13 protein-coding genes, 2 riboswitches and 1 other annotated feature (1 of these 16 running past the window's edge) are annotated in these 11,937 nt (G+C 47.2%); of the genes, 7 read left to right on the forward strand and 6 right to left on the reverse strand.

From position 1 onward, the window contains the following. Window positions 1-128, forward strand: a binding site (T-box leader); it begins 93 nt to the left of the window's first position. A 62-nt stretch (window positions 129-190) separates the two neighbouring features. From proB to H7F26_RS13605, 3 genes are all read left to right on the forward strand, one after another. Then, window positions 191-1,288, forward strand: a complete 1,098-nt coding sequence (proB, locus tag H7F26_RS13595; RefSeq protein WP_003180987.1) for a glutamate 5-kinase — start codon at window positions 191-193, stop codon at window positions 1,286-1,288. A 12-nt stretch (window positions 1,289-1,300) separates the two neighbouring features. Further along, entirely contained in the window at window positions 1,301-2,548 is a 1,248-nt protein-coding gene (locus H7F26_RS13600; protein WP_003180990.1) for a glutamate-5-semialdehyde dehydrogenase, read from the forward strand. 110 nt (window positions 2,549-2,658) lie between these two features. Continuing rightward, entirely contained in the window at window positions 2,659-3,081 is a 423-nt protein-coding gene (locus H7F26_RS13605) for an organic hydroperoxide resistance protein (protein WP_003180992.1), read from the forward strand. Between the two features lie 41 nt (window positions 3,082-3,122). Here the strand turns inward: H7F26_RS13605 and H7F26_RS13610 are convergent, their stop codons facing one another. Further along, window positions 3,123-3,575: a MarR family winged helix-turn-helix transcriptional regulator gene (locus H7F26_RS13610; protein ID WP_003180993.1), complete on the reverse strand. Its 453-nt coding sequence runs from the start codon at window positions 3,573-3,575 to the stop codon at window positions 3,123-3,125. 159 nt (window positions 3,576-3,734) lie between these two features. Here H7F26_RS13610 and H7F26_RS13615 point away from each other — a divergent pair, with 159 nt between their 5' ends. Then, window positions 3,735-4,148, forward strand: a complete 414-nt coding sequence (locus H7F26_RS13615; protein ID WP_003180995.1) for an organic hydroperoxide resistance protein OhrB — start codon at window positions 3,735-3,737, stop codon at window positions 4,146-4,148. A 71-nt stretch (window positions 4,149-4,219) separates the two neighbouring features. After that, the gene (locus tag H7F26_RS13620) at window positions 4,220-4,885 is read left to right on the forward strand and encodes a hypothetical protein (protein ID WP_003180997.1); all 666 of its coding nucleotides are present in this window, start codon (window positions 4,220-4,222) and stop codon (window positions 4,883-4,885) included. Window positions 4,886-4,914: 29 nt separating this feature from the next. Here the strand turns inward: H7F26_RS13620 and H7F26_RS13625 are convergent, their stop codons facing one another. Continuing rightward, complete coding sequence (locus H7F26_RS13625; protein ID WP_003181000.1) at window positions 4,915-5,385, reverse strand: guanine deaminase; 471 nt, start codon at window positions 5,383-5,385, stop codon at window positions 4,915-4,917. Window positions 5,386-5,531: 146 nt separating this feature from the next. Here H7F26_RS13625 and H7F26_RS13630 point away from each other — a divergent pair, with 146 nt between their 5' ends. Then, window positions 5,532-6,164, forward strand: a complete 633-nt coding sequence (locus tag H7F26_RS13630) for a histidine phosphatase family protein (protein ID WP_003181002.1) — start codon at window positions 5,532-5,534, stop codon at window positions 6,162-6,164. 42 nt (window positions 6,165-6,206) lie between these two features. Here the strand turns inward: H7F26_RS13630 and H7F26_RS13635 are convergent, their stop codons facing one another. The 4 genes from H7F26_RS13635 to H7F26_RS13650 form a co-directional block, all read right to left on the reverse strand. After that, a complete protein-coding gene (locus H7F26_RS13635) occupies window positions 6,207-6,920 on the reverse strand; it encodes a hypothetical protein (RefSeq protein WP_003181005.1) in 714 nt (237 codons plus the stop codon). Then, entirely contained in the window at window positions 6,917-7,231 is a 315-nt protein-coding gene (locus tag H7F26_RS13640; RefSeq protein WP_003181007.1) for a WXG100 family type VII secretion target, read from the reverse strand. Before H7F26_RS13640 ends, H7F26_RS13635 begins: the two co-directional genes overlap by 4 nt. A gap of 207 nt (window positions 7,232-7,438) precedes the next feature. After that, the gene (gene metE / locus H7F26_RS13645) at window positions 7,439-9,727 is read right to left on the reverse strand and encodes a 5-methyltetrahydropteroyltriglutamate--homocysteine S-methyltransferase (RefSeq protein ID WP_016886665.1); all 2,289 of its coding nucleotides are present in this window, start codon (window positions 9,725-9,727) and stop codon (window positions 7,439-7,441) included. Between the two features lie 149 nt (window positions 9,728-9,876). Next, window positions 9,877-10,064, reverse strand: a riboswitch (cobalamin riboswitch). 133 nt (window positions 10,065-10,197) lie between these two features. Then, window positions 10,198-11,151, reverse strand: coding sequence for a S8 family peptidase (locus H7F26_RS13650; protein ID WP_003181011.1), 954 nt, complete (start codon window positions 11,149-11,151; stop codon window positions 10,198-10,200). 292 nt (window positions 11,152-11,443) lie between these two features. Here H7F26_RS13650 and H7F26_RS13655 point away from each other — a divergent pair, with 292 nt between their 5' ends. After that, window positions 11,444-11,599 (forward strand): transcriptional regulator SplA domain-containing protein, encoded by a 156-nt coding sequence (locus H7F26_RS13655; protein WP_003181012.1) that lies wholly within the window; start codon window positions 11,444-11,446, stop codon window positions 11,597-11,599. A 140-nt stretch (window positions 11,600-11,739) separates the two neighbouring features. After that, window positions 11,740-11,904, forward strand: a riboswitch (M-box (ykoK) riboswitch). Window positions 11,905-11,937: the final 33 nt, after the last annotated feature.

The raw sequence follows: 11,937 nt of genomic DNA on the forward strand, positions 1-11,937 counted from the left end.
CCTGCCTCGGAGTCCCAGGGGGAAAACCTGGGCGCATACCCTGGCGTTAAAGGGGAAAGAGGAGTGCGCTTTATTTTCTCGCGCATTCAATGAAGGTGGTACCGCGGAAAGCTCTTTTCGTCCTTTTTTACTTGGACGAAAAGGGCTTTTTTTATTGGCCTTCTGCCAGATCATCTCGGAGGGAAAAAACGTGAAAAAACAACGGATTGTCATTAAAATCGGAAGCAGTTCATTAACCAACTCGAAGGGCAGCATCGATGAGGAGAAGATCAATGACCATGTTCGGGCGATAGCTGCTCTGAAAAAAGAAGGCCATGAAGTCATCTTCATTTCGTCGGGGGCTGTCGCTGCGGGATTTTTACAGCTCGGCTATCCCGCAAGGCCTGTGACGCTAAAGGGAAAACAGGCTGCAGCGGCCGTCGGCCAGAGCTTGTTAATGCAAACATACATCGAGCATTTTGCAGACCACGATATCAAGCCTGCGCAGATCTTATTGACGAGAAACGATTTTGCCAAACGGGAGCGCTATCGAAATGCATATGCGACCGTTATGGAACTGATTGAACGGGGGCTTGTCCCGATTATTAATGAAAATGATTCGGTATCTGTTGAAGAATTGACGTTTGGGGACAACGACATGCTTTCCGCCCTTGTAAGCGGACTGATTCATGCCGACAAACTCATCATTTTAACGGATATTAACGGCCTCTATGACTCGAATCCGGCTGAACATCCCGATGCCCGCCGTTTTGATTACATTCCCGAAATTACGGACGAACTTTTGGGCTGCGCCGCTTCCGCCGGATCAAAAGTCGGGACGGGCGGGATGAAGTCGAAGCTTTTGGCGGCAAAAACCGCTCTTTCACTCGGCGTCAATGTTTTCATAGGCGCCGGAGAGGGAGATGATAAGCTGATCCAGATTTTAAAAGGAAACGGGGACGGCACCTATATCGGCCAATCCGACCTGTCTTCCGTCAACAATCATAGGCAGTGGATCGCCTTTCATTCACCTGTTTCAGGGAAGATTACCGTTGATGAAGGGGCTGAGCTGGCGATTACCGAAAACGGCGGGAGCCTGCTGCCGGCCGGCGTAACAGCGATATCCGGAGATTTTCCGAAAGGGGCGGTTGTCGAAGTTTACGGACCGAACGGCTTGGCCGGGAAAGGCCAAACGCTGTACTCCGCCGCAGAGCTTGAAGAGGTAAAAGGGAAGCGAAGCGATGAGTTCCATCATGAAGAAGGGATAGAAGTCATCCATCGAAATGATTGGGTAAGCATTAAAGAATAAGGGGATGAAAGAATGAGCGAAGTGATTGAAAAAGCAAAAAAGGCCAAAGTCGCAAAGGAAGAACTGGTTCATCAGCCGACTGAAAGGAAAAATGAGGCGCTTTCCTTTATCGCCGAGGCCATCCGCTTTAAGCAGGATGAGATATTGGCAGAAAACGAGAAAGATATCGTCCGCGGCAAAGAAAAAGGCTTTTCGCCTGCGCTGCTTGACCGCCTTGCCTTAACGCCGGAGAGGCTGAATGATATAGCAGACGCCGTCATGCTGCTCACAAAGCTTGAAGACCCTGTGGGGGAAACGCTTGAAACGATCCGCAAAGACAACGGGCTTTTCATTGAAAATGTCAGGGTCCCGCTCGGAGTCGTCGGAATGATCTATGAGGCTCGTCCGAATGTAACGGTCGACGCCGCAACCCTTTGTTTGAAAACGGGAAATGCCGTCATCCTGCGGGGCAGTTCGTCAGCCATCAACAGCAATAAAGCGCTCGTCCGCGTGATCAGGGAAGCGCTCGAACGCTCGGCGCTTCCAGAGGATGCCGTTCAGCTCATTGAAGATACAAGCAAAGAAACGGCAAAACAGCTGTTCACTTTAAACGACGGCTTGGATGTGCTCATCCCGAGAGGAGGGAAAAACCTCATCGATATGGTGGTGCGGGAATCCACAGTGCCTGTGCTTGAAACAGGCGCGGGGAACTGCCACATATTCATTGATGAATCGGCTCAGCCAGACATGGCTGAGCAGGTTGTAATCAATGCCAAAACGCAGCGCCCTTCTGTCTGCAATGCGATTGAAACGGTGCTCATCCATAAAGGCTGGGCGGAAGAGCATACGAAAGCGCTTCTTCAAAAGCTTGAAGAAGCGGGCGTTGAAATCAGGGGAGACGAAGCCGTATGCACGATGCTGCCTTCTGCGGTTCCAGCTCGCGAGACCGACTGGGGAACCGAGTTTCTTGCGCCGGTTGTCAGCATCAAAACCGTTGCCGGAATCGATGAAGCCATCCGGCACATCAGACAGTACGGCACACGTCATTCGGAAGCGATTCTGACTGAAAATCAGGAAAACGCCCGGTATTTCTTAACGTCTGTTGACGCTGCAGCTGTTTACCACAATGCTTCAACACGTTTTACAGACGGCTTTGAATTCGGCTACGGCGCCGAAATCGGCATCAGCACGCAAAAGCTTCACGCACGGGGGCCGATGGGCCTTAAAGCGCTGACTTCTTCTAAATATATCATTAAAGGAAACGGACAAATCCGGATATGAAAGTGTGGCATCCTGTCTCGAATGAAGACAGGATGTTTTTTGTTGTGTTATCACTTTTAATTTTATAAAATTAAATTGTTCACAATATAAATTAAAGGAGACGATAAATCATGAAACCGCTATTTACCTCGCAAGCCACTGCCAATGGTGGCAGAGACGGACAAGTCACCTCATCTGACCGCGTCCTTGAGCTGGAGCTGGCCATGCCGGGAACGCCAAAAGCCAAGGAAAACGAAAATGCCACCAACCCGGAGCAGCTGTTTGCCGCCGGATACGCGGCATGCTTTGACAGCGCATTGCAATTGACCGCCCAAAAGGCGCGTCTTCGAATGGAGACAGAGGTGACGGCGAACGTCAGCCTTCTGAAAGATGAAGCAGATGGAGGCTATAAGCTCAGTGTCACACTGCAAGTAAAAGGAACCGGCGTTGAACAGAGGGAGCTCGAAAAACTCGTCCATCAAGCTCATACCGTTTGCCCGTATTCAAAAGCAATTTCCGGAAATGTTGATGTCAACCTTGAAGTGATTTCTTAAAAAAGAGGCGCCTTCGATATGAAGGCGCCTTTTTGCTGTCTTTACAGCACATCTGTTTTTTTCGTCAATGAAGCAAGAAGGGATTCAAGCGTTTGCTTCAAGTTTTTCAGTTCGCCAGCCGACAGATCGGTCTGGGCGATCATGTGCTGCGGAATGCTGCTTGCTTTTTCTTGGAGTGCCTGGCCGCCTGCTGTCAGTCTGACAATTACAGACCGTTCATCTTCAGGTGACCGCTCTCTTGTTAAAAGCCCGTGCTGCTCCATTCTCTTCAGCATCGGCGTCAGTGTGCCGGAATCGAGATAAAGGAGCTTGCCCATTGTTTTGACGCTTAATTCCCCGTGTTCCCATAATAAAAGGAGCGCGAGGTACTGCGGATACGTAATATTGAGTTCATCAAGCAGAGGCTTGTAAAGCTTCGTCATTTCACGCGAGCTTGCATAAAGGAGAAAGCAAAGCTGTCTGTCAAGCCTCATATGTTCAAATTCGTTTGCCATCGTTTCACCAACTCTTTTTTATGTTCCTTTTTATTGTATAAGATTTTGCGTTCTTTTCCCATTGATCGGCTGAAAACCCGAAAAAACAAAAACGGATGTTTAAAAAACTCATTTTGTGAAATATAAAGAGTAGAGGAAAAAACGTAAGGAGGAATCAGGATGACTGCATTGTTTACAGCAAAAGTCACGGCAAAAGGCGGAAGATCCGGACATGTCAAATCAGATGACGGGGTTTTGGACCATAACATTGTCATGCCAAATGAAAAAAAAGAAGGCGAATCAGGGACAAATCCTGAACAGCTCTTTGCGGCGGGATACGCGGCGTGCTTCGGCGGCGCATTGGAACATGTCGCAAAACAAAAAGGCATTGACATCGATTCTGAGGTCGAAGGCCATGTGAGCTTGCTGAAGGATGAGAGTGACGGCGGTTTTAAAATCGGCGTCAAGCTGATCGTCACAGCAGGCGGGGTAGAAAAAGAAAAAGCGAAAGAGCTGGTCGAAGCCGCTCATGACTTTTGCCCTTATTCAAAAGCGACGAGAGGAAATATCGACGTCAATCTTGAAGTAAAATAAATAAACGGGAAAGATGAAAACGAGAAAGCAAACAAAGCTTGTTTGCTTTCTTTTTTAGAAAGGAGCAGCATATGGCATATCTTAAAAAAGCGCTTGTGTTCTCCGTGCTTTCTCTCGCTATTGTCCTTGCAGGATGCGGAACCGGAGCGGCGGAGAAGAACAACGGCAATCAATCCCCGGCTGATACGGCCAAGCAGAAAGCACCTGATTTGAAAACATATTCCCTTGACAAAAATATCCGGTCTGAAGAAGATTTTGATTTGATAGGCAAGTATGTTCATGCTGAAGATGACCAAATCACGCTCGAAATAAAGGATAAGGAACTGATTGTTCCGAAAAGCAGCCGCTTTCACAGCGAAGAAGACCATGATGACTTAATCGGGAAGCTTGTGAAGGTAGAGGTGGATGGAAAAACGCAAGAAGCGGAAGAAGCCGAGCTTATGCCGCAGTCAAAAGCCGACCAAAATGGCGTATATGAGGAGGAGAAAGACGGCAGCCGAAAAATCATCGCCACGTTTGTCAGCGAGTCGGAGCAAAACATTACAATCAAAACAAAAGCAGGGGAAAAAACTTATCAGAAAACAGCCGATTTTGAGAGGGATGTCGCCGAAGCACCTGAAAAACTGAAAGGGAAAATTGTCAGGCTTGAAATTGAAAAGGATGGAAAAGCAGAAAGCCTTGATTTGGAATCGGAAGATCAAAAGCTTGAATGGTATGAGCCGTCTGCTTCAAAATAAAAAAAGCTTCCTGATGAAGGAAGCTTTTTTTAATATTCCACTTTTTGATCGGTCTTTTCCCATGTGAGAAAAGGTTCAAGCTTTGCTTGAAGGTCCATTTTATAAAAAGGAATTTTCCGTTCGCTTTTCGTTTTGGTGATTTCTTCATAAATAAAAGAGTCGTCAAAACCGGCCGATGCGGCATCCGAATGCTGAGCGGCGAAGTAAACTTCCTTCGGTCTCGCCCAGTAGATGGCTCCCAGGCACATGGGGCACGGTTCACAGCTTGTATAAAGAATGCAGTCGTTCAGCTGATAATCGCCAAGTGCTTCACAGGCGAGCCGAATAGCCGTTACTTCCGCGTGCGCGGTTGGATCATTGCTTGTTGTGACATTGTTTTTTCCCTCGGCGATAATTTGGCCGTCTTTGACTATCACAGCGCCAAAAGGTCCGCCTGTGCCGCTTTTCACGCTCTCCACCGCAAGGTCGATGGCGCGCTGCAAAAATGCTTCATGATTCATTTCTGTATCCTCCTTGGTTGTCTTGCCTTCTTATTATAGCTGATGGACCCGGCAAAATAAACACATGTCAGAATATTCAGCATATTTGATTTCAAACCGCACATCGCATACAATGAATGCTAGAATAATGAACGGGGGATGATGTTTTGCTTACATTGTATATTGCAAGACACGGTCAGACGGAATGGAATATTGAAAAAAGAATGCAAGGCTGGGAAGACTCCAATTTAACGGCTTTGGGACTGGCAAACGCAAATGCCCTCGGCGAACGGCTGAAAGATGTTCAATTCCAAGCCGCATATTCCAGTCCAAGCGGCCGGGCCGTTGATTCTGCGCGGGCTATGCTGCAGAACCGCAGCATTCCCTTTATAACAGACGACAGATTAAAAGAAATCTCGATAGGCCGCTGGGAAGGGAAAACGTATGATGAGATCAAACAAAGTGATCCTGACTTGCTGGAAGCGTATTTTAATACGCCTGAAACATATATGCCCGATGAAAGCGAGAGCTTTTACGATTTTGAAAGGCGGGTCAGTCAGGCGTATCAATTCATTCTCCGCCGCCATCGGGAAGGCAATGTCCTCATTGTCAGCCATTCCGTGTTTATATTGATGCTCTTGAATCTTATAAAAAAGAGGCCGGTCGGTGAACTATGGAACTCAAGCTATGTTCATGACACAGCTCTTGCGGTTGTAACGGTTTCCGAGGATGGAAGCGCCGCGATTGAAAGAGAAGGAGACGGTGAACATAGAGTAGAAGCAAAGAATGCCACCTGGTAGGCATGCCAAAAAGCCTGATGTTGGAATCAGGCTCCGAGGCTCCTAGCCGGAATATATTTTGGCACTGAAGCTGTGAAGCGTGTCGGCGGTAATCGTTTTGTTTTTTGAAAGACAAACGGTTTTGACATCTGCCGCATCTGCTTCCGCTTTTTTTCCGAAAAGTAAGACTGTAAGAGAAAGCGGGCCTTTTGCGATTTGCTGATATGCCAGAATGCAAAGGTTGTCGGCGATTGTGCGGCTGATCATGCGGCGCGCCGACCACAGCTGCTGCTGTCCCTCTTCATCAAACTGAATATATGCTGCGGCTCGTTTTTTTGTAATGAGTCCTGACAGACCGTTTTGTTTGATCTGCTTCATGAGAGCGAGCGGTTCAGACAGCGGCGGTGCGGTCAGTTTATAGCTGCCAGGGGAACATTTGGCTGCAGCCAAAGAAGACATGATCGGCAGGTAGCCGGCCAAATGCCCGCCGCTGTGAAAGAGCTTCTCCGCAAGCATCTGATCGGTCTTTTTCATGCGGATTTCTGTAAAGTGCAGGAGATGCTGCAAATCATCGAGCGTGTGTAAAAATCCTTTGAGTTCATGTTCCATTTCGGATTGCGCCTGATCGATGCCGCATGTTCTTGCTGTTTTCACGCTGGAGAAAAGAACATGAAAATGACGGTTCAAAAGGCGTATTAAATCGCTGATTCGCTGGTGGGAATAGCGAAATTGGCGGGCGAGGGCGTGCAGATCATTGATGTTCAGCCGGATCGTCATATCAGCTCCTCGGCTTTCAGCTGAAGCCGTTCAATTTCTTCGTCCGCCTGCTCTTTAATGGTCCTCAGCTTGTCATACACGCGCGATTCCGCCCGGTCGAGATCGTCCAAAAGCGCGTCATACATTTCGCGCGCCTGTCCGCGCCATCCGTTGATATACGTTTGGTGTGCTTTTAAAATAGAAGAACTTTCCTGCCTCAGCTCATCAATGGCGGCATTCACATCTTTTACGTATAGCTGAAGAGAGTGAATGTCTTCCTGATATATTTTTCGCTTGATTTTTCGTTCTAACGCTATTCCATCGTCAATCACTACATATTTTCCTTCCCTTCCATCATCTACTACAAATATGTTAAAAGAAAAGGATACGGAAGGAAATCGTACGAATGAATCAAAAGTCTTAATGTTTTTTGGGCGGACATACCTTGTATAACGGTTCTTTTGGCCTAAAAAGGGCTGGAGCCATGAAAAGAGCCGCCCGTGTGAACAGGCGGCGTTTGTAGTGGATTTTTTGTGAAATTAAACAGTCTGAGCCAGTTTGCCTCTTGCTTGTTTGGCTGCTTCAACCATATTCTTAAGCGCTGCGATCGTTTCCTCTGGCTGTCTCGTTTTTAAACCGCAGTCAGGGTTTACCCAGAAGCGATCAGCCGGGCAGACTTTCAGCGCGTCTTCTATGATCGTGAGCATTTCATCGCTGGAAGGGACGCGAGGGCTGTGAATATCATATACGCCAAGACCAAGCCCTTTCAGGTAAGGGTGCTGTTCCAGATAATCAAGAAATCCGCCGTGGCTTCTGCTGTGCTCGATCGTAATGACGTCTGCGTCAAGATCTTCGATCGCGTCTACGATTTCTTCAAAGTTGCTGTAGCACATATGCGTATGGATTTGCGTCGTATCTTCCACAGATGAAGTGGACAGTCTGAACGCTTCGGCAGCCCATTTGAGATACTCGTCCCAATCCCGTTCTTTAAGCGGCAGGCCTTCTCTCAAGGCAGGTTCATCGACCTGAATGATTTGAATTCCTGCTTTTTCAAGCGCTTCAACCTCTTTGCGGAGGGCGCAGGCGATTTGGAAGGCGATCTCTTTTCTCGGCAGGTCATAGCGGGCAAAGGACCAGTTTAAAATGGTAACAGGCCCTGTCAGCATGCCCTTGACTTTCTTCGAGGTCAAGGATTGGGCGTAAACCGTTTCTTTTACTGTCATCGGCTCTTTAAACTCGACATCTCCGTAGATGACCGGCGGCCGGACGCAGCGGGAACCGTATGACTGAACCCAGGCGTATTTAGTAAAGGCGAATCCTCCGAGCTTTTCGCCGAAATACTCAACCATGTCTGTACGTTCGAATTCTCCGTGAACGAGAACGTCAAGTCCGAGATCTTCCTGAATATCAATCCATTTCTTTGTTTCTTCCTGAATAAATGCTTCATACTGCTCGTCGGACCATTCTTTTTTCCGCCATTTTTGCCGCGCGCTCCGCACATCCGCCGTCTGCGGGAAGCTGCCGATCGTTGTTGTCGGCAATAGGGGAAGTCCGAGAGAGTCATTTTGAATCCGCAGCCTTTCTTCAAAAGCTGTCGGGCGTTTAAAGTCTTCCTCGGTCAGCTTGCCTCTTTCTTCGGCAAAGGCTGAATTTGTCGCTGCACCGTACTGTTTGAGATCTTGAAGGTGTCCGTGCGCTTCATCGATTTCCGCTTGGATGGCCGCTTTTCCGGAAACAAGTCCGTTCTTCAGCAGTGTAAGCTCCAGAAGTTTCTCTTTTGCGAAAGATAAACCGTTCAAGAGATCGTCGGCAAGATGTTCGCCCGGGTGTTTTGCGACAGGGACATGAAGCAGGCTGTTTGAAGGCTGAATCCAGACTTCGTCAACACCCGCTCTCTGGATCAGTTCAAGCGTCAGGTCGAGGCGCTCTTCGAGATTGGCTTTCCAAATGTTGCGTCCGTCTAAAATGCCGGCGGCAAGGACTTTGTCTTTAGGAAAACCGTGCGCTTTCAGGTGTTCGAAGTTTTTCCCTTTATCATGAACAAAATCAAGACCAATTCCTGCGACAGGAAACGATATCAGCTCTTCATAAGCATCAACCGAGTCAAAGTAGGTTTGCAGAAGGATGTTCAGTTCAGAGACTTCCTCTGTAATCGTCTGATAGATTTCTTTGACAGCAGCCGCTTCTTCAGGTGAAGCCGTCACAAGAGCAGGCTCGTCGATTTGCACCCATTTGACGCCTTCCTGCTCAAGCTCTTTCAAAACCTGGATATAAAGAGGTGTCATTTGATTATAAATATCTTTGATATCCTGTTGTTCATAGCCTTTTGCAAGGGCTACGAAAGTGTAAAGGCCGAGTAGGACGGGCTTCGTTTCTGTTCCCAATGCTGCTTTTGCTCTTTTGTAATCTTGAAGCGGTTTGTTTCTCGTCACGCGGTATTGTGCACCTTTTTCATATTCAGGCACAATATAATGGTAGTTTGTATTAAACCATTTTGTCATTTCACTCGATACAGCATCTTTCGTGCCTCTCGCCATTGCGAAATAAGTATCTAACGGATCGTTTATATCCTTGAATCGATCTGGAATCCAGTTGAACATCACCGCCGTGTCAAGAACATGGTCGTACATTGTAAAGTCGGAAACCGGTATGATATCGATTTGCTGATCAAGCTGAGTCTGGAGCGCTGCTAAAAATTGTTCATCCATTTCTTTCAAAAAGGTCTCGCGGTCCGTGTTTCCTTTCCAATAAGCCTCAAGCGATTTTTTCCATTCTCTGTTCAAGCCGATTCTTGGAAAGCCCAAGCTGCTCGTTTTTACATTAGTCATGTCTGGTCTCCTCCTTTTAGTGTTCAATAAAAAAAGACACTCACACTTCGGACAATGAGAAGGTGAATGCCTGAAAACAGCATGTTGCGAACGAGAAATAAACGTAGCGATTGTTACGTCAACTCGAACACCTCCTATCGACCGTAGGTTTATGGTGCGTCAGAACAGGCAGGTCTCCTGGCTCATGAATCGACGGTTATTTCCCCCTTCCCATATAGAAACAGTGGGTTTTATGAAATAACCTCCTCATTCACAGTGGCGGGACCGCGTTGGATTTTCACCAAACTTCCCTTTTAAAATCTAACCTCGTTAGATTACCATGTTCCCGGCGATGAAATTGTTTAGTAGATTATATACCGCCGCGATCTTTTAGTCAAAATAATTTTTGAATTCTTGCAATTAAAAAGATTCAGCTTTATACATGGCCATGAAAAAGGCCGCCGACATTGTCGGCAGCCTTCTTTAGGCTGTTAAAGGGAAAGAAGTTTTGCTTCGCCGGCTTTTTCCGCCAGTACCTCCGGCGCTGACAAATATAAGAATCCGTTGCCGATCAGCGCTTTTGAGTAATCAAGAGGGAGCGTGCGGCGGATTAACTGAGCATACAGTTCGGGTTCTGTCAGTTTCCGTTTAAACGCCTCTTCTTCAGCTGACTTGATGAGAGCGAGCGCTCCGCTGACGTGCGGTGTAGCCATCGATGTTCCCGTCAGCTTTCCGTATTGATGGTCGGGCAATGTAGAGAGGATTTCTTCTCCAGGTGCAACAAGGTCAATTTCTTTGTTCGCATTTGAAAATTCGGAAGACTCACGCGTCAATGACACGGATCCGACGGCGATGACTTCGTTGTATGCAGCAGGGTATGAGTACTCCTCTGTACGGTCATTGCCGTCGCCTTCGTTTCCTGCGGCGCAGACGACGAGCACTCCGCTCTTTACGGCGTTTGTCACCGCTTCCTTCAACTCCGGAACGTCGGCAGGACCGCCGAGCGACATTGAAATAATGTCGGCTTTTTGCTCAACGGCGTAGTTGATCCCGTTGATGATCCATTCATAATCTCCGCTGCCGTCTTCACCGCCGAGCACCTTGACGATTAATAGGTTCGCTTCGGGTGCTACGCCGGAAATGCCTCCGTTTTGATCGTTTGCGGCAATCGTACCCGCCACATGGGTGCCATGTCCATTATAATCATGAAACTGATCTTCTTTTCCGTTGTCATCATCAGTGAAGTTTCTGCCTCCGATGATTCGGTCCGCCAAATCTGGATGGGTTGCGTCACAGCCTGTATCAAGCACTGCGACAGTGATATCTTTTCCTTTAAAACCTTGTGACCACAGCTCCGGTGCCTTAATCGCATCGATTCCTTCCGGCAGTTCATTCACGTCCATCAGCTTTGTGTCAGTGACATAAGGAATTAATCGCATTTGCATTTCAAAGCCCTCCCTGTTATATGCTGCTTTAGATGGGTTACAAGGTGCGTGATTCTATTGTAAAACATTCACTTTGTTAAAAAAAGGTTCATTTGTATGAATTTTATGAAAAGTTAAAAAATATAGATAATAGAGGATATAAGTCGAATAATTGCGAACAATGCTGGAATTGTAAGCGAAAAGACCTGTGAAATCGGTGGAAGGGCGAGAGAGTCACTAGATATATGAGATTTCGCTTCAACATATTATCCCGGCAAAAGGATATCCTATTAAAAAAAGGAGTGGATACAGGGTGAAAGAACAAGAAGACGAAAAAAGAGACGAATTATCAATTGAGCAGGCGGAGTTTGTGCCGCATCCAAAATATGAAGGAGAATACGCGCTTTTACTGCACGAAAACTATCACCTGCTGTCAAAGGACGACCTTGAGCAGGAAAGCGAAAAATAAGAACGGAGCTCGGCACCTGGGCGAAAGAGCTGGTTTAATTTTGACGAAAACGGGAATCAACACATAATAGAGAGCATGAAAGTTGCTTTTCTTATTGACAGTTACCCTTTTTTTCTGTAATCTCATTGTGTCCGGTAAATACAGCTCTTCGTTAGGTGAGGCTCCTGTATGGAGATACGCTGCTGCCCAAAAATGTCCAAAGACGCCAATGGGTCAACAGAAATCATCGATCTAAGGTGATTTTTAATGCAGCTGGCATGCTGCCTATGCCATACAGTGCTAAAGCTCTACGATGGAAGGCGTTAGGGTTTTATTTTGTATGGCTTTTAACACCTTCA

This window comes from Bacillus sp. PAMC28748 (assembly GCF_014250415.1).
GTDB classification, from domain to species: Bacteria; Bacillota; Bacilli; order Bacillales; family Bacillaceae; genus Bacillus; species Bacillus licheniformis.

What these genes read in the sequence shown, in the direction of transcription:
- H7F26_RS13605 (WP_003180992.1), top strand. Translation starts at nt 2,659, where the DNA reads ATGAAACCGCTATTTACCTCGCAAGCCACTGCCAATGGTGGCAGAGAC.
- H7F26_RS13650 (WP_003181011.1), bottom strand. Translation starts at nt 11,151, where the DNA reads ATGCAAATGCGATTAATTCCTTATGTCACTGACACAAAGCTGATGGAC.
- H7F26_RS13600 (WP_003180990.1), top strand. Translation starts at nt 1,301, where the DNA reads ATGAGCGAAGTGATTGAAAAAGCAAAAAAGGCCAAAGTCGCAAAGGAA.
- H7F26_RS13625 (WP_003181000.1), bottom strand. Translation starts at nt 5,385, where the DNA reads ATGAATCATGAAGCATTTTTGCAGCGCGCCATCGACCTTGCGGTGGAG.
- H7F26_RS13610 (WP_003180993.1), bottom strand. Translation starts at nt 3,575, where the DNA reads ATGGCAAACGAATTTGAACATATGAGGCTTGACAGACAGCTTTGCTTT.
- metE (WP_016886665.1), bottom strand. Translation starts at nt 9,727, where the DNA reads ATGACTAATGTAAAAACGAGCAGCTTGGGCTTTCCAAGAATCGGCTTG.
- H7F26_RS13620 (WP_003180997.1), top strand. Translation starts at nt 4,220, where the DNA reads ATGGCATATCTTAAAAAAGCGCTTGTGTTCTCCGTGCTTTCTCTCGCT.
- H7F26_RS13615 (WP_003180995.1), top strand. Translation starts at nt 3,735, where the DNA reads ATGACTGCATTGTTTACAGCAAAAGTCACGGCAAAAGGCGGAAGATCC.
- H7F26_RS13635 (WP_003181005.1), bottom strand. Translation starts at nt 6,920, where the DNA reads ATGACGATCCGGCTGAACATCAATGATCTGCACGCCCTCGCCCGCCAA.